Below are 19,963 nucleotides of genomic sequence, written 5' to 3' on the forward strand. Positions count from 1 at the left end.
CCTGTGCGCCGAACAGGCATGAGGTATCAATTATGGCAACGGCAAAAGAAATCGTACTAGCGACAGGAAACCCAGGTAAGGTCAGAGAGCTGCAGGCAATACTGGCTGGCAATGCGAACACCTCAGACTGGCAAGTACTACCACAGTCGAACTGGTCTTTCGAAGAGGCCGAAGAAACAGGCACTACTTTTGTCGAGAACGCTATAATTAAAGCGCGCCACGCGTGTGAAAAAACCGGATTGCCTGCTATTGCCGATGACTCAGGTCTGGCAGTTGATGCCTTGAACGGAGCCCCGGGCGTTTACTCTGCACGATACGCCGGTGCAGACGCATCGGACAATGATAATATCGAAAAATTATTACAAGCACTGTCGGGCGTAGCAACTGAGAAGCGCCAGGCGCAATTCCATTGCGTTTTGGTTTATATGAAAAGTGCTCAAGACCCGACACCACTGATTTGCCACGGTATGTGGCACGGCTCTATCTTAACCTCACCGCAAGGCACAAATGGCTTTGGTTACGACCCCGTATTTTGGGTTGAGCAACACGGGTGCTCAGCGGCAGAGCTTGAGCCGTCTGTAAAACAACAGCTCAGTCATCGCGGTCAGGCTTTACAACAACTATTGAGTCAATTGAGTTAATGACAGCGCCTAAACTTAAGCTCCCGCCGCTATCGCTCTACGTTCATATTCCGTGGTGCATCCAAAAGTGTCCGTATTGTGATTTCAATTCGCACAAGCTGTCGGGAGAAATTCCTGAGCGAGAGTACGTTGCCCGACTACTAGATGATTTGCGAGCCGATTTTAGTTGGGTACAAGGGAGAGATATTACGTCGATCTTTATTGGTGGCGGCACGCCCAGTGTACTGAGTGCGGCCGCGATGCAGTCATTAATGGATGGCATTCGACAGCTGCTTGTTTTAACCGATGATTGCGAAGTTACCATGGAAGCAAACCCTGGCACCTTTGAAACAGAAAAGTTTGCTGACTTTGTCAAAGCCGGCATCACTCGTTTGTCTATTGGTGTGCAAAGCTTACAATCAGAGCAGTTGTCCCGGTTAGGCCGCATACATGACCCGGAGCAGGCCCGCGAGGCCGCTGCACACGCGTCACAACTGCCGCTAAAAAGCTTTAATTTAGACTTAATGCATGGACTGCCTAATCAGTCTTTAGATGCCGCCATGGATGATTTAAAGCAAGCCATTGCGCTCAATCCGCCGCACATTTCCTGGTATCAGCTCACCATCGAGCCCAATACTCTGTTTGCAAGCTCTCCTCCCGAGCTCCCCGATGAAGAAACTCTCTGGGATATTTATCAAAAAGGGCATGAGCTTCTGGAGGCGGCGGGTTATAAGCAGTACGAAGTTAGCGCTTACTCTAAACCCGGCCACCAGAGTCGCCATAACCGCAATTACTGGCAGTTTGGTGACTACCTGGGCATTGGCTGCGGTGCTCACAGCAAAGTGACGCTTGCGCAGGAGCAACGCATCATTCGCTGTGAGAAAATTAAGCATCCAAAAGGCTACCTAGATTTAACCAAACCGCTGCGTTATAAGCTCAATGAAGTAGCTAAAGACGACTTAACCTTTGAGTTTTTTATGAATCAGTTTCGCTTGTTGGAGCCTGTTTCTAAGCAGCGCTTTGAAAACACAACAGGATTGCCGTCGTCGCAGGCGTCACAGCAACTCAACAAAGCAATAAGGCTGGAGCTACTGACCGAAAACGATGAAACCTGGGAGCTCACTCCCAAAGGCCACCGTTTTCTGAACTCAGTGTTAGATACGCTTCTCGATTAATTAAGAACTTTAAATTGAAGGTCCCACACGCCATGCCCTTTTCCTTCACCACGGCGCTCAAACTTCGTCTTCGGGCGGCTGTCCGGTCTTGGAATGTAACCACCCGACTCGGATAAGTTAGCCAGAGCGCTGCTGCCGTTTAGTACTTCAAGCATATGCTCTGCGTAGTTTTCCCAGTCGGTTGCTAAATGAATAATGCCGCCAGCTTCTAGTTTTTTAATAAGCAGTTCAACAAATTCAGGTTGGATAATTCTGCGTTTGTGATGACGCTTTTTGTGCCAGGGATCAGGGAAAAATACTTGCACACAATTAAGGCTGTTATCGGGTACGCACTGCTTAAGCACTTCTACGGCGTCTTCATGAAACACGCGCAAATTCTTTAAATCAGCTTCCTCAGCCGCCATTAAACATGCGCCAACTCCGGGTTCATGTACTTCAATGCCAATAAAGTTGCGCTCAGGGTCATTCTCCGCCATTTCCACTAATGAATGCCCCATACCAAAGCCAATTTCCAGAGTGACAGGAGCTTTACGGTTAAAGACCTGCTCAAAATTCAGCATTCCGTCGGTCAGTGATAGTCCCATTTTTGGCCATTGGCGTTCTATCGCACCTGCCTGACCTTTTGTTAAGCGCCCTTCCCGTTTAACAAAGCTACGCACCGTCCTTACATATTTACCTGCCGCAGCAGCTTCTTCCGCACTTTTAAAATGACTCATTAGTCCCTAAACCATTGATAACAGCTAAACACCAAAAAAACAGGCCTGAATAATCAGGCCTGTTTATATCTCGTGCGATATTATCGCTGTTTCAACGTATCAATACAACGTACTATTCACGCTCTTTTGGTACGCGGTTAACCACTTTAAGAATCGCTTCGATACGGCGGTTAGCCTGGCGATCTGCCGCACTGTTTTCACGGACTTTTGGTTGAGACTCACCATGACCTTTTGAGTCTACACGGCTACTCTCAATGCCATAACGGTTAACCAATGCGTCAGCAACTGATTTAGCACGCTTCTCAGATAACCACTGGTTATAGTCCGCTTCACCTGTACTATCAGTGTGACCATGAATAGTGATATCCAACTGAGGATGCTCTTTCATGAACTCAGCCATTTCTTCAATGTCATCAAACGCATTGTCACGAATTTTCGAAGAGTTCAGGTCAAACTCTACTAGTAACTCTTCTGTGATGGTTTCATTTTCATACTGAATGCAGCCATCTTTATCAACTGAGTAGTCTTTTGGCGTATTCGCGCATTTATCATTCGCATCAATAACGCCATCACCGTCCGAGTCTACAGGTTTAGGCTCTGGCTTCGGTTCTGGTGTTGGTGCTGCTTTTTGAGGCTCTGGTCTTGGACGCGGTTCAGGGCTTGCGTCACGACCACCAAAGAACCACTGTAAGCCAATGTTGGCAAACATCTCTGTGTAGTCTTCTTCCCAGCCGCGCTGGACACCACCTTCAATACGCCATGCTAAGTTGTCGTTAATGAAGCTGCGATGACCCACTGTGGCACGAGCAGCAACATCAGTAACATCACCAATCTCAGTATTGTTCACACCCAAGCCGGCATAAATATTGTTGTTGAAGTGGTAAAGAGCATCAACACCATAACTATCGCCGTATGCATCACCACCACCGACTAAATCGGCTTCCATGTAATCGTAATAAATGCGGGCTTCCCAAGCTTCAGTCATCATGTAACCGGCTTCAATGCCTGACGTAAAGGTTTTAAAGCCGTCATCAACGAAGAATAACTGGTTATTGTCGACCGCAACGCGATCTTCGTCTGCAGAAAAGACACCCAAGCGTGCGCCTAAATAGAAGTCATCTTTGTCTGCTTCTGTTTGTTGCGCGAGTACCGGGGCTGTAAGGCCCGCAGCAATTAAAGATAAGGTAATTAAGTTTACTGCTTTCATTGCAAATCTCCTTTTCGATGCAATAACAAATCAGCTCTAAATATGAGAGACTGTTTATGATGTAAAGATTAGTACATTCCGTTGATAAGTCATTTTTATTTGCAGAGATTTACAGTTGACTCAGTCATTTAGTAGCAAAATCCTTGAGTGGTATCACAAATTTGGTCGAAAACACTTGCCGTGGCAACAAAGCAAGACCCCTTATAAGGTGTGGGTCTCCGAAATTATGCTGCAGCAAACTCAAGTCACGACCGTAATCCCTTACTTTCAACGGTTTATGAATAGCTTTCCTGACATTCATACGTTGGCAAAGGCACAACAAGATCACGTCTTAAGCTTATGGACCGGGCTTGGCTATTACGCCAGAGCCCGAAATTTACACAAAACAGCGCAAATGATTAGTCAGGATTTCAACGGCAATTTTCCAAGTACCGTCGACGCTCTGGAGGAACTGCCCGGAATAGGCCGCTCGACGGCAGGTGCTATTCTGTCTTTGGGTCACGGCTTATACGCACCGATTCTCGACGGCAACGTCAAGCGAGTTTTAGCCAGGCACTTTGCGGTTGATGGTTGGCCCGGTAAAACAGCCGTGCAAAAACGTCTTTGGGAATTAAGTGATGAATTAACCCCTAGGGAAGAATGCGGCAACTATAACCAAGCGATGATGGATATTGGCGCCACCGTTTGTACGCGGACTAAGCCTGAGTGTCACCGATGCCCTATTGCTGCCACTTGCACAGCATTTGCCAGCAATACTATTGAACTTTACCCTGGCAAAAAGCCGAAAAGAGCCAAGCCCATAAAGTCGACACAACTACTGATTATTAAGTGTGACAATGAGGTGTTACTGCAAAAGAACCCCCAACAGGGTATTTGGGGTGGACTTTGGGGCTTTCCTCAAGCACAGGCTGATACGGAAATAGAGAGCATTCTGGACACATTCGGCATTGCTGCTGAATCGACTCAGTCATTGGCTGAGTTTCGTCACACTTTCAGTCACTTTCATTTAGACTGTTTTCCGGTCGTCATTAGAGTATCTAAGAAACCAGACTCTCTCAGCGAGTCTAATAATGCCATGTGGGTTAACCTGGATTCAGAGCAACAGTTGGGCTTTGCCGCTCCAACCGTTAAACTACTTAAAGAACTGAACAAATAAGCGAGCGAATTATGAGCCGTACTGTATTTTGCGAATATTTACAAAAAGAAGCTGAAGGTCTCGACTTTCAGCTGTATCCCGGCGAGCTGGGTGAGCGTATTTTCAATCATATATCAAAGGAAGCCTGGGCTGAGTGGCAGAAAAAGCAGACCATGCTGATTAATGAGAAACGCTTAAATATGATGGATCCTAATGACCGCGAGTTTTTAGAAACACAAATGACTGATTTCCTGTTCGAGCGTAAGGATGTTCATATTGAAGGCTACACACCGCCAGAAAGCTAACACCTAACCGCCCTTAACTATGCCAGAGCCCCTTATTTAAAGGGGCTTTTTTATTTTTCTTGTCAATTTCTATGATTCTCTAATATATTGACAATAGTTATAACTTATGGGCGTTACTGGAGCTCATTCGGGCAATCTGTTAGACTACTAACGAATTCAACAAAAGGGAGTCTTTATGAAAGCGCCATCCTGGCGAAGAGCCGTACTGAAAGTGGGGAGTGCGCTCATCGCGCCAGATGAAACTGGGGTTAGTACCAAATACTTATTACCCATAGCTCGTTTCATTAACGAGTGTCATGAACGCGGACAAGAAGTCGTTTTAGTTTCTTCGGGCAGTGTTGCTGCCGGCCGCAAGCATATTCATTTCGAACATAAAAAAGTACCTGTCGCTGTTCGTAAAGCAATGTCGGCAGTTGGCCAAAATGAAATGATGGGGTACTGGTCGCGCTTTTTTGATTTCCCCTGCGCTCAGCTACTCATGACGCACAGTGACTTACGCGACAGAGCTCGTTATGTCAGCATCAAAAACACACTCAACAGATTGTTAGAACACAACATTTTGCCTGTTGTAAATGAAAACGATGCGCTTGCCACTGACGAAATGAAAGTCGGCGACAACGACAACCTGTCTGCAATGGTCGCAACACTTGTCGACGCTGATGCGCTCTTTATTTGCTCAGACATTGATGGGTTGTTCGACGCTGATCCAAACCTCAACCCTGACGCTAAGAAAATACCAGTGGTTGAGCAAATAGATGAAAGTATCTATTCATTAGCTGGCGGTTCAGTGAGTGACGTAGGTACCGGTGGTATGCGCACGAAGATTGAAGCTGCTGAGAAAGCAACGTCGCATGGTATCGACACGTATATTGTGAATGGCCGCAAAGGCGAAACGTTCGAATCTTTGCTGCAAGGAGAAATTCCAGGAACACTTTTCCGCCGCCAGTCTGATCCAATTAGCAATAAAAAGCATTGGTTAAGACATACCCTGGTTGCACAGGGCGAGATATTGATTGATGACGGCGCAGAGAAAGCGCTGGTCGAGAACGGTGCATCGTTATTAAGTTCGGGCATCGTTGACGTACAAGGTGATTTTGATCGCGGTGATGCTGTGCTGGTGCGTAGTGCCAATGACACAGACGCTATAGCTAAGGGCATCTGCCAATACAGCTCACACGAGCTTATGCACATTAAAGGGCAGCAAACAGAAGATATCGCCGAACAATTTGGCTATAGCCCAATTACAGAAGTGATTCATCGCGACGATTTAATGATTTTGGAGGATTCATGAGCCAGCAATTAGCTAAAGAAATTTCACAACGTGCTGCCAAAGCGGCACGTGCCGTAGCAACGTTATCAGAAGCAGACAAAAACAAAGTTCTGCAAAAAATGGCTGACGCTATTCGCGCGCACCAAGACAAGATTATTGAAGTGAATAAGAAAGACTTGGTAGCAGGCAAAGAAAAAGGCCTAAGCGATGCCATGATGGATCGTCTGGAATTAACACCAGAACGTGTCGAAGGCATGGCATCTGCTATTGAAGAAATTATCAACCTGAAAGATCCCGTTGGTGATAGCTATATACTCGAAGAGCGTCCTAACGGTCTTAAGATTGAAAAGATGCGTATTCCTCTTGGCGTTATTGCCATGATTTACGAAGCGCGTCCTAACGTAACCGCAGACGCGGGTGCACTGTGCTTTAAGTCTGGTAACGCTGTCATTCTGCGTTGTGGTCGCGAAGCCATTGAAAGCAGTAAAGCCATTGCCGAAGCATTACATGAAGCTTTAGAGCAAAGTGGTTTGCCAAAAGATGTTATTACCGTGGTGCCAACACCCGATCGCGAATTAATGACCGAGCTGTTGCAGCAAAAAGACTACATTGATCTGGTCATTCCTCGCGGTGGTGAAGGTCTTATCCACTACGTGAGTGACACCAGTAAAATTCCAGTCATTCAGCATTACAAAGGTGTTTGCCACTTGTATGTCGATAAAGACGCTGATCTTGACAAAGCACTGGCTATTTTGCTGAACGGTAAGACACAACGTACTGGTGTGTGTAACGCACTTGAAGGCTTATTGGTACACCAAGACGTTGCCGATAAGTTCCTGCCGATGGCAGCTAAAGCACTAGGCGAAAAAGATGTAACTATTCACGCAGACAAGCGTTCAGTTGGTTACTTCGATGGTGCCGATGAAATTGCGGATGACCAGTTCGGTGAAGAGTATCTGGCACTGGAAATTGCCGTACGCACCGTTGATGATTTCGACGGAGCATTAGAGCACATTCAGCAGTTTGGCAGTGGTCACACTGAAGTTATCGTTACTGAGAACGATGACACAGCGAAGCGTTTCATCCGTGAAGTTGACTCAGCAGTCACCATGGCGAATGCGTCATCACGCTTCTCTGACGGTGGCCAGCTTGGTTTAGGTGCTGAAATAGGCATTTCTACCAGTAAACTGCACGCTTATGGCCCAATGGGCTTACAAGCACTGACTACTGAAAAATTCGTAGTTACCGGTAACGGCCAAATTCGCGAATAATAACGACAGACTCTCTGTCATAATAAAAGCCCCGGCGCCAAAAACGCCGGGGCTTTTTTATCGCTACTTATAAAAAGCCAGTTTTAACGACGATATCCCGTCAACAACTCAGGCCAGTCTCGAGACTCTTTCCAATAAAAGGTATCGTTCTTCTCTTTTTCTTTTCTCAGAGAGCGCAATAAACGCTGAATGTTAGCTTCTTTCCAGTCGCCCTCTTCACGGAAGTCACATTTATCAAAGTCGACTATCCAGGCTTTATCGTGGTCATCCAGCATCAGGTTATGGCAGTTTAAATCTGAGTGATAGACCCCTGCGTCATGCAGCTCTTTAATGACCGCACCAAGCTTTTGCCAAAGTTCAGCTGATAACTGCTTTTCACGCAATAAACGAAAAACATCAACCGCACCAGGAATCACTTCGACAAGAATATCGGCTCTGTAGCTAAATACCCCTGTTTTCTCCATGCGGGCAGCAACAGGTCTTGGAACCGGTAGCCCTTTTTCACGAAGCTTGAGTAACAAATCAAACTCATAAATTGCCCTGCTTTTCTCAGCGGGCTCTCTTAAAAATCGATCTTTATTAATCTTTCCAACTAAACCACCGCGGTAATAGTGACGTAGCAACAACCCCAAGTCACCCTGCTGAATAAACCAAACCGTTGCCCGGCCGGTTGAATTACCCGCAATGGCTTTCTGCTGTTGCCAGTACTGTGCTGTGAAGTGCTTATCTTCAATTGCTTCAATAATGTCGCTATCGTAGCGAATAAGCCCGCGGGGACTCTGCTCTGTTTTTATCATACCGCTTCCTGTCAGAGTATATTCCAGTGCTCTCGCTAACACGCGTTGCGTTGCACCCTGATGCGTCTTTAAGACACCTTTAGCAGCATCATGTTGTTGTTTCATGACAGCTGGCTGCTGCAGCTTATTGATTGTTTTGACAATATCGTCAACGCTTTCTACCCAGTTTACCGCGCTGGCTTTTGCCAGCTCCCCGTAAACTTGCGGGAAATTAAAAACATGTTTACCAGACATAACATTGGAGCCAGCAGCAATAACTTCAAGGGGGTTATGTCCTCCTCGTTCAATTAAACTGCCGCCAATAAAACTCACAGGTGCTAACTGCCCCCAGAGCATCATTTCGCCCATGCTGTCCGCTAAAAACACATCGCAGTCACTCGGTATCGTTTCACACTGGCTGCGCCTCGCCAGTGTCAGTGAGCTTTCTTCGACCAGTTTTGCAACCGTCTCAAACTGTTCAGGATGTCTGGGCGCGATAATAAGACAGGCTCCCGGCTCTTCATTAAGAATGGCTTTATGGGCCGCAAGTAACAGCTCGTGCTCGCCTGGATGAGTACTGCTGCCCAGCCAAACCAAGCGTCCGTTAGAATTCTCTTTCCATGACGCCGCTTTTAACTTGTCAGCCTGACTAAGCTCAATATCGTATTTGAGGTTTCCATCGACAAATAAATGCTCTTTCGGCACACCCAATACGCTCATTCGACGCGCTGTTTCTGTATTTTGTACCGAAACCAATGCTAACTGTTGCCAAACTGACTTCATTAAACAATGGAAACGTCTATACCCTGCAGCGGAACGCTCTGAAAGCCGCGCATTAAGCAAACACACCGGCGTGTTTTTCATGGCCAGTCGGTTGAGCATTTGGGGCCACAACTCGGTTTCCATAATCCAAACAGCTTTCGGTTTTAGCTTAGTCGCAAAGCGTTTTGCAGCACCTGGCGTATCTAATGGCCAATACCGGCAAGTTACCGCATTGCTAAAGTGCTTCTCTATAAGTGCTCGTGCCGTCGGCGTCATGCAGGTTATAACCACCTTTTCCCCGGGAAACTGGACAATAAACTGCTCAATTAAACGCTTCGCTGCCAGGGTTTCTCCAACTGACACACTATGAATAACCGTACAGCCTTCAAGCTCGCTACTGACAGTATCCAGTGCTAGACGCTCTGACCAATGCGAGCGATAGCGACGGTCTTTTTTTCCGCGCAACCACAGCCAGACAAAAACGGCTGGAGTCACCAGCCGTAGTATTAATCCGTAAAGCCAAAGCATCATGCCAGTTAACGCCAGTACTCAGCTATCCACTTAGTTGGCAACACCTTACGATACCACTTACCACTACGCCCTTCTAAAGCGTCATCGGGGTGCGGTTTACCGTGGAAAATAATGACTTTTGCTTCTTCCGGAATACGCGGCTCCTGAAAGAAGCTCAAGGGAAATGGGCGTAAGCAGTGGCGCTTAAAGCTTCGGCACCATTTTTCCGGCCAATATTTCAGCTTATTCTGGCGGTCAACAAAGTGCGTAATGTACTCTTGCTCATTGCGTACATCGGCGGTAGCGGCGTCGGGATCTTTCTTCAAGTGCTCAAGCGCATCATCGTGCGCACCGATATTAAAACGAAATACCGATGTATTACCTGTCGCATCAGACTTATCCCATTCCTTAATGACCATGAAGTCGCCTTCCGGCTCGAAAAACTCGTCCAGGCTGCCGACAATAATAATATCCAGGTCTAAAAACAGTGTTGGCCCCTCTAAGTCATAAAGAGGGTTTGCAAAGCAGGTTAACTTCAACCAGCCATGCGCTTTTGTCCAAGGTACTTGTTTGTCGAAGTCTTCAAAGCCAATTTTTGGAATGGCTTTAACTTCAATATCATCATTAATGCCATCGAAATCATCCGTAAAGCACACAAAACGAAACGGTCGGCTCAAATGGCGGCTCACCATTGAATGCAGTGTATTCACATAATCGGGGCCGTATTTTTTACCCCACTTTATGCAAATAACATTAACGGGCTTTTGCTGAGACTGACTCTCTGCACTTTCAACCTGGCTCATAAAAACTCCTGACTCTTAAACTAACGCGCATAATGCCATATTTTAGCGAATTTCGGTACGCCAATCTGAATTAACTCAAGCAACGTATTAAGCCTTAGTTAACTCTGGTTATGGACTCGTAATGAAGGCGAAGACAATAAGGCTGATATTAGGTGACCAATTAAATGCTCGCCACCGTTGGTTTAAAACAAAAAACTCAGAAACGCTTTACGTAATGATGGAGCTGGGGCAGGAAGCCGATTACGTGTTGCATCACCGGCAAAAGGTATTGGCGTTTTTTAAAGCCATGCGTAACTTTTCTAACGCATTAGAATCAGCGGGCCATCGCATCTTTTATCTCAGACTGGAGGATGCCCGTAACCAACAAAGCCTCACGAAGAACCTGCTTTGGTTGCTTGAAGAAACTGGCGCAAAACATATTGAGTGCCAGCAACCTGACGAATACCGACTCGACCATCAACTAAAGAGCTGGGCAGGCGCCAACAATATCGACATTAAGTGGTTTGATACTGAGCACTTCCTTACTGGCCGAAACGCTTTAAAAGACTACTTTCCAGATACCGACAATTATCTGATGGAAACCTTCTACCGCAAGGTGCGTAGTGAACACGAGATTTTAATGGAGGGTGGGAAACCAATCGGCGGGCGCTGGAACTTCGATAAAGAAAACCAAAAAAAACTGCCGAAAAACCAACACGTTCCCGAGCCTCTTGTATTTGCTAATGACGTTTCGGATATCGACAATATGCTCTCGAAGCAGAATATCAAAACAATGGGAAACGTTAATCCAAAGCAACTTATTTGGCCGGTAAACAGAAAGCAAGCGCAACAATTATTATCGTACTTCTGTGAGTTTGGCTTACCGAACTTCGGCCGTTACCAGGACACAATGACAACTGACAATATAACGCCCGGGGCACATTGGAGTCTCTTCCACTCCCGTTTGTCCTTCGCGTTGAACACCAAAATACTGCATCCATTAGAATTGGTTCACTCAGCCGTTGAGCATTGGTCCAACAACAAAGACACGATAAGCCTCGCGCAAATTGAAGGCTTTGTCCGTCAAGTTATCGGCTGGAGAGAGTTTGTCAGAGCCATTTACTGGAGGTTCATGCCCGAGTACAAAAACAACAATGCATTGAATCACACTCGTGCGCTTCCGAGCTATTACTGGAATGCGGAAACAAAAATGGCGTGTATGCATCACTCTATCCGGCAGTCTCTCGACTACGCGTACGCTCACCACATACAAAGACTGATGGTGACGGGTAACTTCGCGCTACTTGCCGGTGTTTCCCCAGACGCTCTCGATGACTGGTACTTAGGCATTTATATTGACGCTATTGAATGGGTGGAGCTACCCAATACTCGGGGCATGAGCCAATACGCAGACAATGGACTGATTGCGACTAAGCCTTACATTTCAAGTGCAAACTATATGAAGAAAATGGGTCACTATTGTAGCCAATGCCATTACGATCCGAACAAAAAAACCGGTGACAAAGCCTGCCCGTTTAATAGTCTATACTGGCACTTTATTAACCGTCATAAAGAACATTTTGAAAATAACCATAGAATGGGCATGATGTATCAGGTGTGGCGTAAAAAGTCAGAAGAAGAGAAAAGTGAACTCCTGTCACAAGCCGAAAACTACCTTCAAACAGTTAATGAGTTATAACAAGGACGCACAATGAACAAATGGTTACCTGCATTTTTACTGACCTTATTACTGACTGCCTGTAAGTCTCAGCCTACACCGGTGGCTGATGTTGTTGATGAATTCGACGCTGACCGCTATTTAGGAAAGTGGTACGAAATTGCGCGAATGCCACACAGCTTTGAAGAGGGTCTGCAAGGCGTTACCGCTGAATACCGTTTAAATGGTGACGGCACATTAGAAGTGACCAATCGTGGCTTTCATGTTGGAAATCAGGAATGGCAAACCGCCATAGGCAAAGCAGAGCCAGTTGAAAATATGAAGGCAGCCTATCAAGTGACGTTTTTCTGGCCGTTTTATGGAGGTTATTACGTAAGCTGGTTAGATGATAATTACCAACAGGCAATAGTCACCAGCGATTCACATGAGTATTTCTGGTTTTTGTCGCGGACACCGAATGTGTCTCAGCCGGACTTAGATTATGCGCTCGCAAAAGCGAATGAATGGGGATACGACATCGACCAGATGATCATTGTCGATCATCCGGCCGGTGTGAATCATTCTAATTAGTTAAAGCGACGTGCTGCGCCCTTTCCTGCCTGACGGCGTTTAGGGCCACGGGCGTCACGGTCACGAGGTGGACGCGGCGCACGCTTAACTTGCTCATCACTTAGCTCAAGACCCATTGGTTGCTGACGGACACGCGCTTTTTTCAGTACGTGCATAACATCTTTCGGCATACCTTTTGGCAGTTGAACTAACGCATGGTTGTCAAATAACTGGATTTGACCAATGTATTTGCTGTCCATAGAGGCTTCGTTAGCAATCGCCCCAACGATGTCTCCGGGGCGAGCACCATGCTCTTTACCCACTTGAATTTTATACGTATCAAAGTCGATATCTGCGGCACGTCCACCGCGCTCAGCACGAGGTTTACGCTTATCACCACGTTCATTACGGCCAGGACGTTCACTGCGCATTTCACGCACTGGACGGTCTTCTTTTAAGAACAACGGGCGTTGTTTATGTTGTTCAGTCAAAAGCGCCAAGGCTAAGTCTTCAGCAGAAAGTTCATCACTTTCGAGCCATTGACCAAGCAGCTTTTTCAGCTTGTCACTGTCAGCATGCGCATTGTCTGCCTGCATCGATGCCTGAAGCTTCTCTAGTAGTTGCTGTTGGCGATGCTGACTCAACTGGTTCGCATTTGGAACCTCGAAAAACTCTACCGGAGCATTGGTCAAACGCTCGTAGTGACGCAATAAATGACGCTCTTTCGCACGGAAGAACAAAATCGCTTCGCCTGAACGTCCCGCGCGACCAGTACGACCAATACGGTGAACATAAGACTCGGTGTCACTCGGTAAGTCGTAGTTAATAACGTGAGTAATTTCAGGTACATCCAAACCGCGTGCTACAACGTCTGTCGCCACCAAAATTTCGATATGACCGCTGCGCAGCTGACTGACTGTTTGCTCACGCTGTGCTTGGTTTAGGTCACCGCTTAGTGGTGACGCTTTGAAGCCTGATCGCTGTAATAACTCAGCCACATCCATAGTGTCCTGGCGAGTGCGCACGAAAATCAATGCACGCTGGTACGGAGTCACTTCTAATAAGCGAGTCAGAGCGGTCATTTTCGTCATGCCCTGAACTTTCCACGCTTTCTGTTTTATTGTCGCTTTTTCACGCGCAACCGCTTCAATCTGAATATTCAGTGGTTTATTCAGGAACGTTTTGGCTAGCTTACGGATAGCGTTCGGCATGGTTGCCGAGAACAGTGCACGCTGAGCTGTCTCAGGCACACCTTTTAAAATAGTTTCAATGTCTTCAATGAAACCCATGTTCAACATTTCGTCGGCTTCATCTAATACCGCAACCTTCAAACCATCCAGTTGCAATACATTTTTATTCAGTAAGTCGATAAGACGACCCGGCGTACCAACAACAATTGAGGTACCTTGTTTTAACGCTTTTACCTGCGGGCCGAAAGCTGCACCGCCATAAACGGTAGCAACACCGACGCCACGCATTTGCTTAGAAAAGCCTTCTAAAGCTTCAGCAACCTGAATAGCCAGCTCACGCGTTGGTGTAACCACCAAGACTTGTGTCTGTTTCAGCGAAGGGTCTATTTTGGCCAGCGCGGGTAAACCAAATGCGGCTGTTTTACCGGTACCTGTTTGTGCTTCGCCCAGAACGTCGTTACCTTCCAATAACGCAGGAATAGATTGCTGCTGGATAGGAGTTGGGGTTTCGAAACCCATAGCGTTCAGTTGTTCAAGCACAGCAGAAGGTAAAGCCATGTCGCTGAACGACAGGCTCGATTGAGTCTTTGACATAAATTGTGTCTCACTATATTCCCGTTTGCCTCATGGCAAACAAAACAAATATGGGGTTATGGCCCGGCAACAGGAATCAGTGGTCAGTCTCTAAACTGTCTGGACTGGAATCAGGCGCTGCAACCCCGCGAATCAAGGGTGACCGCTGCCTCATCAGTAATGCGGTGTTCCTTGAAGGAGCTGCGGATTATACGCATTTATTCAATAAAAGCAATGCAACTGGATACTTTTTCGACAAAAAGCAAAATATAGACTGAAATCATTGAAAAAGTTGAACCATTTGTGCATTTATTGCCTACATTAGTAGAGATAAACTTATTCAGTTGGAGGCTATATGTCAGCACATTCCATGTCATCACTTACCAAAAGCGATTGTTTCATCGAGGGTCACTGGGTACCGACAGAAAAACGTTTCAATGTTACTAACCCAGCAACCGGCGAGGTGTTGGCCGAAGTAGCCGATGCCGATGACGAACTTACACAGCGCGCTATTAACGTCGCCGAGACCGCCCTGGCGAAATGGCGCAAGAAAACCGCCCGCGAACGCGCCGTTCTTTTGCGCAAGTGGTATCTGTCTATGATGGACAACAAGCAGGCATTGGGCGAATTGATGAGCGCCGAACAAGGCAAACCGGTTCCAGAAGCGGTTGGTGAGGTCGAGTACGGTGCCAGCTTCGTCGACTGGTTTGCCGGCGAAGCCGAACGCATTAACGGTGATATTCTGCCGCTGACCGACAGCAGTAAACGCGTGTTAGTAACCAAAGAACCCGTTGGCGTCTGCGCGGCCATTACCCCGTGGAACTTCCCGAATGCGATGATCACTCGAAAAATTGCACCGGCATTAGCCGCTGGCTGCACCATCGTTGTTAAGCCACCGCAGTTAACTCCTCTTTCAAGCTTAGCGTTGGCGCAACTTGCCAGTGAAGTGGGCATTCCGGACGGTGTTATTAATATCATTCCAACCAGCGATGCAAAAACTGTAGGTAAGCGCCTGGCAACTTCGCCGCAGGTTCGTAAGTTGTCATTCACGGGCTCTACCGGCGTTGGCAAGATTCTTATGCAACAATGCTCAGAGCACGTATCCAAAGTGTCGCTGGAGCTGGGCGGTAATGCTCCGTTCCTGGTGTTTGACGACGCCGACATTGAGCAGGCTGCCGATCAGCTTATTGCCTGTAAATTCCGTAATGGCGGACAAACCTGCGTTTCTGCCAACCGAGTGTTGGTGCAGGAAACGGTTGCTGAAAAATTCACTCAGGCTATTGTCAGCAAGGTAAAAGCATTAAAAGTGGGGCCGGGAACTGAAGAAGGCGTCGACTTAGGACCTCTAATTGATCAGGATGCTGTCGATAAGGTTCAGCGCCTGGTGCTGTCAGCAAAATCAGATGGCGCTACGATTGAAGCCGGCGGTTCAGTCATGACCGAACTGGGCGATTTATTCTACGCACCAACCGTGGTTTCAGGCGTTACTGACGATATGGACATCACCAAAGAAGAAATCTTTGGTCCTGTCGTTGCCATTAATACCTTCGAAACGGAAGAAGAAGGCATTAAGAAAGCCAATGACACGCCATTTGGGCTGGCGTCGTACTTTGCCGCGAAAGACACCTCTCGCATTTTCCGAGTGAGTGAAGCACTTGAATACGGCATGGTAGGCGTGAATACCGGCGGTATTTCGCATGCTTACAACCCATTTGGCGGCATTAAAGAGTCCGGTATTGGACGGGAAGGATCAAAATACGGTATTGATGAATACTTAGAATTGAAAACCGTAACCCTCGGCGGACTTGAATGAACCCACAACTTAAAACGTTAGAGCAACTTCAACACACCTTTGACAGCGGGCTTACACGTCCGCTGTCTTGGCGTCAGCAGCAGTTAAAACAGCTCTCCCGTTTTTTAGAAGACCACGAAAAGGACTTACTGGAGGCACTGCAGCAAGATTTAGGAAAGTGCCCCAGCGAGTCTCAACTCACGGAAATTCAGTTTTTAAAAACCGACATAAGGCATAGCCTCAAAGCACTTCCTGGCTGGGTGAAACCGCGCAAAGTCAGTAACCCAATGCTTGCCTGGCCTGCCACGAGTGTAATAGTGCCAGAGCCCTTAGGAAGCGTATTAGTCTTAGGAGCCTGGAATTACCCGGTGCAACTGACATTAGCGCCCGTTATTGCCGCTATTGCTGCGGGTAACTGTGCGCTGATTAAGCCATCAGAGCATGCTGAGGCAACCGCAAAAGTTTTTGAGAAACACCTGGTAAATTACCTAGACAGCGCAGCGTTTAAAGTCATTACTGGCGGCGTTGAAGTCTCTCAACAGCTGACCGAATTACCGTTTGATCATATTTTTTACACGGGCGGCCCACAAGCGGCTAAAGCCATTATGGCAGCGGCGGCTAAAAACCTGACACCTGTTACGCTTGAATTGGGTGGCAAAAGTCCTGCCGTTGTGTTGAGCGACGCCGATATTACCGTAATGGCTCGCCGCATTGTCTGGGGCAAATACCTTAACGCTGGGCAAACCTGTATCGCGCCAGACTATTTGCTGGTTGAGGAGTCAATGAAAGATCGTTTAATTGACGCATTACGCGAGCAAATTGCGCAATTTTATGGGGATGATCCTCAGCAATCGAATGACTATGGCCGTATTATTCACGAGCAACACTGGCAACGACTGACACAGATGCTGGACAGTGAAAACGTCGTTATTGGTGGAGATTTTGACAAGCGTGAGCGTTATATCGCACCAACAGTTATCGATGGAGTATCTGGTGACAGTTCGCTAATGCAGGAAGAAATATTTGGTCCGCTATTGCCGGTAGTCAGCGTGAAGTCAGCTTCTGAAGCTATTGAGTTTATCAACACCAAGCCTAAACCTTTGGCGCTTTATGTGTTTTCAAAAGATAAGCGAATGCTGAAACAGTTTACTCAACGAGTGTCCGCTGGCAATGTTTGCTACAACGACACTCTGATGTTTATGCTCAACGACAACCTGCCGTTTGGGGGTGTAGGCCAAAGCGGTATGGGTCGTTATCACGGAAAGTGGGGCTTTGATACTTTTAGTCATTTAAAACCCGTTATGACCCGCAGTTTCAGCTTCGACGTGGCATTGCGTTACCCCCCTTACAGTAAATTAAAAGACAAAGTCTTATCCTGGTTTGCCGGTTAACCTTGAAATTGGCGTTTAGCGTCAGCATATCCTGCGTTAAGACACGAATAAACTGACACAGGAGAACGGGCGCAAATGTCACAGTCCAACATTATTGATGTCACCCTGCAGAACTTTCAGCAGGTGCTCTTAGAAGGCTCAAAAGAGAAACTGGTTATTATCGACTTTTGGGCTGACTGGTGCGAGCCATGTAAGCAGCTCATGCCAGTGTTGGAAAAGTTGGCGGGCGAATACAACGATCAGGTTATTCTGGCTAAAATAAACTGCGACGATCAACAAGAGTTGGCCATGCAGTTTGGTATTCGTAGCCTTCCGACTGTGGCTTTCTTCAAAAACGGTGAGCCGGTCGATAGCTTTGGTGGTGTTAAAACCGAAGGCGAAATTCGGGAAATTTTGAGCAAACACCTGCCCAGCCCGTCAGATAACCTGATTCAACAGGCACAAGTAGCCATGGGTGAAGGCGATGCGAACAAAGCCTATACCTTGGCTAAGCAAGCCTATGACCTCGACAATACCGATATGGCAGCCGTTAAGTTGCTCGCTGAAGCGGCGGTCGACGCCGGTCGATTAGACCAGGCGAAAGAGCTTGTCGCTGCAATTCCTATGGTTGAGCAAGACAGTGACTATCAGCGCATTAAAGGCAAGCTAGAATTAGCGGAAGACGCTGCCGACTCTCCGGAACTTCGCGCTTTGCAGGATCAAGCCAAGCAAAACCCAGATGACTTATCGCTGAAATTACAATTAGCCTTAAAGTTTCATGAAGCGCACCGCGATGAAGAAGCGCTGCAACTGGTCTTTACCGTGTTAACGAAAGACGTCAATTTTGAAGGTGCGAAAAAATACGCACTGGACATTATTAATTCGTTACCCGATGGTGATCCGCTCGCAGCGACCTATCGTAGAAAACTCTACAGCATGATGTATTAGGCTGTTCACTAGCAACGATCTTGGCCGGCTCCCTCAGCCGGCCCTTTTTTTGGCACTAACTGACTAACCCCATGCAGCAAATTTATCAGAGCCAGGTTAACTCCGGAAAACTGAACGAAGACTCATTTCAACGCAAAGCGGTCACCGCGTTGCAGCAGCGTCTTGATGCTATTCGGAATAACAGCCAGGCGCCCATAAAAAGCTTGTACTTCTACGGCCCTGTCGGCCGCGGAAAAACCATGCTAATGGATATGTTTTCCGAACAGCTACGCTCACTTTCAACAGCCAACTCATCGTTTATAAGGCTGCACTACCACCACTTTATGGCCAGAGTTCATGATGCACTAAATGGTTTGCAGGGTGAGGAAAACCCAATGCAACAACTCGCAAAAGAGTGGGCTAGCGAATATTCAATTATCTGCCTGGACGAATTTTTTGTGGAAGACATTGGCGACGCCATGATTCTGGCTCGCCTTTGGGAAAGCTTGTTTGCTGCGGGCGTGACATTAATTACAACGTCTAACGCGCCTCCTGCCGAACTGTATAAAGACGGCTTGGCTCGACACCGCTTTGAACCGACTATTGAGCTTTTAAACAGTCAGTGCGAACTCATTGACTTAGGTTTTGGCACTGATTACCGGCGAATTAACCATACTGACATGCCGCTTTATCTTATTGAGGGACAACCTGAAGAATTGAAAACTTTGGCCGAGACTCGCTGTGGCACGGTAGAGCCAGCCGAAAGCGTCTCCATAATGAACCGAAGTATCCCTTGCTTGTGGGGCAATAAAGAAATAATTGGCTTTGACTTCATGAGCTTATGCTCTGGCCCCAGAAGCCAGCGCGACTACATGGAACTGGCCGATAAATATTCCGCCATAGCCGTTCAAAATGTGCCTGCCTTTACCTACGTTCCCGACAAAGAGTTGGTGCATGGCGTCGAAGAAACCTACCAGCGGGAACACGACGCAAAGCTTATCAGTAAGCTCGATAATGAAGCTCGCCGCTTTATCGCACTTGTCGACGAATGCTATGACCGCGGCTGCAGATTGCTTATAACAGCAGAAGTCAGTGTTGAGCAACTGTATCAGGCACGACAGCTTGCCTTCCCATTCAGACGCTGTGTGTCGCGTCTTTTCGAAATGCAGCATTGGTAGGGGAAACACGCCGGTAAAAAGACGCCAATCTGTTCCAGAGAGTAGAATTCCCTGTATTTACCAGCGTGTTAAAACAGAGTTAGAAAAAGGTTACATGAGTTTTAACATTTTCCAATATCGCATTTGTAATGGATGTTAATAATTTTCTTAGCGTTCAGGTCGGACTTGCCAATATTC

The 19,963-nt window shown here is 47.1% G+C and carries 17 protein-coding genes; 12 read left to right on the forward strand and 5 right to left on the reverse strand.

Going from position 1 to position 19,963, the window contains the following annotated elements:
* Positions 1-32 precede the first annotated feature (32 nt).
* Complete coding sequence (rdgB, locus tag B3850_RS10535) at positions 33-641, forward strand: RdgB/HAM1 family non-canonical purine NTP pyrophosphatase (RefSeq protein WP_286911721.1); 609 nt, start codon at positions 33-35, stop codon at positions 639-641.
* The gene (gene hemW / locus B3850_RS10540; protein WP_286911722.1) at positions 641-1,795 is read left to right on the forward strand and encodes a radical SAM family heme chaperone HemW; all 1,155 of its coding nucleotides are present in this window, start codon (positions 641-643) and stop codon (positions 1,793-1,795) included. Before rdgB ends, hemW begins: the two co-directional genes overlap by 1 nt.
* Here the strand turns inward: hemW and trmB are convergent.
* Positions 1,792-2,511, reverse strand: a complete 720-nt coding sequence (trmB, locus tag B3850_RS10545; RefSeq protein WP_286874062.1) for a tRNA (guanosine(46)-N7)-methyltransferase TrmB — start codon at positions 2,509-2,511, stop codon at positions 1,792-1,794. The genes hemW and trmB overlap by 4 nt on opposite strands.
* Positions 2,512-2,623: 112 nt before the next feature.
* Entirely contained in the window at positions 2,624-3,718 is a 1,095-nt protein-coding gene (locus tag B3850_RS10550) for an OmpA family protein (protein ID WP_286874065.1), read from the reverse strand.
* A 115-nt stretch (positions 3,719-3,833) separates the two neighbouring features.
* Here B3850_RS10550 and mutY point away from each other — a divergent pair, with 115 nt between their 5' ends.
* From mutY to B3850_RS10570, 4 genes are all read left to right on the forward strand, one after another.
* Positions 3,834-4,874, forward strand: a complete 1,041-nt coding sequence (gene mutY / locus B3850_RS10555; RefSeq protein WP_286874067.1) for an A/G-specific adenine glycosylase — start codon at positions 3,834-3,836, stop codon at positions 4,872-4,874.
* 11 nt (positions 4,875-4,885) lie between these two features.
* Entirely contained in the window at positions 4,886-5,158 is a 273-nt protein-coding gene (locus B3850_RS10560) for an oxidative damage protection protein (RefSeq protein ID WP_053953997.1), read from the forward strand.
* 175 nt (positions 5,159-5,333) lie between these two features.
* The gene (gene proB, locus B3850_RS10565) at positions 5,334-6,449 is read left to right on the forward strand and encodes a glutamate 5-kinase (RefSeq protein ID WP_053953996.1); all 1,116 of its coding nucleotides are present in this window, start codon (positions 5,334-5,336) and stop codon (positions 6,447-6,449) included.
* Positions 6,446-7,699: a glutamate-5-semialdehyde dehydrogenase gene (locus B3850_RS10570; RefSeq protein ID WP_053953995.1), complete on the forward strand. Its 1,254-nt coding sequence runs from the start codon at positions 6,446-6,448 to the stop codon at positions 7,697-7,699. The genes proB and B3850_RS10570 overlap by 4 nt, the downstream gene beginning before the upstream one ends.
* A gap of 83 nt (positions 7,700-7,782) precedes the next feature.
* Here the strand turns inward: B3850_RS10570 and B3850_RS10575 are convergent, their stop codons facing one another.
* Together B3850_RS10575 and B3850_RS10580 are read right to left on the reverse strand one after the other, a co-directional pair.
* On the reverse strand, positions 7,783-9,768 hold the full coding sequence (locus tag B3850_RS10575) for a 3-deoxy-D-manno-octulosonic acid kinase (RefSeq protein ID WP_058576093.1): 1,986 nt from the start codon (positions 9,766-9,768) through the stop codon (positions 7,783-7,785).
* A 5-nt stretch (positions 9,769-9,773) separates the two neighbouring features.
* Complete coding sequence (locus B3850_RS10580; RefSeq protein WP_058576092.1) at positions 9,774-10,550, reverse strand: hypothetical protein; 777 nt, start codon at positions 10,548-10,550, stop codon at positions 9,774-9,776.
* A gap of 121 nt (positions 10,551-10,671) precedes the next feature.
* Between B3850_RS10580 and B3850_RS10585 the strand changes: the two genes are divergently transcribed.
* Positions 10,672-12,228 carry a cryptochrome/photolyase family protein gene (locus B3850_RS10585; protein ID WP_273268042.1) on the forward strand — a complete coding sequence of 519 codons (1,557 nt, stop codon included), beginning with the start codon at positions 10,672-10,674 and terminating at the stop codon, positions 12,226-12,228.
* 12 nt (positions 12,229-12,240) lie between these two features.
* On the forward strand, positions 12,241-12,777 hold the full coding sequence (locus tag B3850_RS10590; RefSeq protein WP_273268044.1) for a lipocalin family protein: 537 nt from the start codon (positions 12,241-12,243) through the stop codon (positions 12,775-12,777).
* Here the strand turns inward: B3850_RS10590 and B3850_RS10595 are convergent.
* Positions 12,774-14,540 (reverse strand): DEAD/DEAH box helicase, encoded by a 1,767-nt coding sequence (locus B3850_RS10595; protein WP_273268046.1) that lies wholly within the window; start codon positions 14,538-14,540, stop codon positions 12,774-12,776. The genes B3850_RS10590 and B3850_RS10595 overlap by 4 nt on opposite strands.
* Before the next feature lie 349 nt (positions 14,541-14,889).
* On the opposite strand from B3850_RS10595, the gene B3850_RS10600 reads away from it, so the two are divergent.
* From B3850_RS10600 to zapE, 4 genes are all read left to right on the forward strand, one after another.
* Complete coding sequence (locus B3850_RS10600) at positions 14,890-16,332, forward strand: NAD-dependent succinate-semialdehyde dehydrogenase (RefSeq protein ID WP_053954012.1); 1,443 nt, start codon at positions 14,890-14,892, stop codon at positions 16,330-16,332.
* Entirely contained in the window at positions 16,329-17,702 is a 1,374-nt protein-coding gene (locus tag B3850_RS10605) for an aldehyde dehydrogenase family protein (protein ID WP_286871835.1), read from the forward strand. Before B3850_RS10600 ends, B3850_RS10605 begins: the two co-directional genes overlap by 4 nt.
* Positions 17,703-17,777: 75 nt before the next feature.
* Complete coding sequence (gene trxA / locus B3850_RS10610) at positions 17,778-18,629, forward strand: thioredoxin (protein WP_286871837.1); 852 nt, start codon at positions 17,778-17,780, stop codon at positions 18,627-18,629.
* Positions 18,630-18,700: 71 nt separating this feature from the next.
* Positions 18,701-19,786: a cell division protein ZapE gene (gene zapE, locus B3850_RS10615; RefSeq protein ID WP_286871839.1), complete on the forward strand. Its 1,086-nt coding sequence runs from the start codon at positions 18,701-18,703 to the stop codon at positions 19,784-19,786.
* Positions 19,787-19,963 lie beyond the last annotated feature (177 nt).

Source organism: Idiomarina sp. UBA4520, from assembly GCF_002388365.1.
GTDB lineage: Bacteria > Pseudomonadota > Gammaproteobacteria > Enterobacterales > Alteromonadaceae > Idiomarina > Idiomarina zobellii.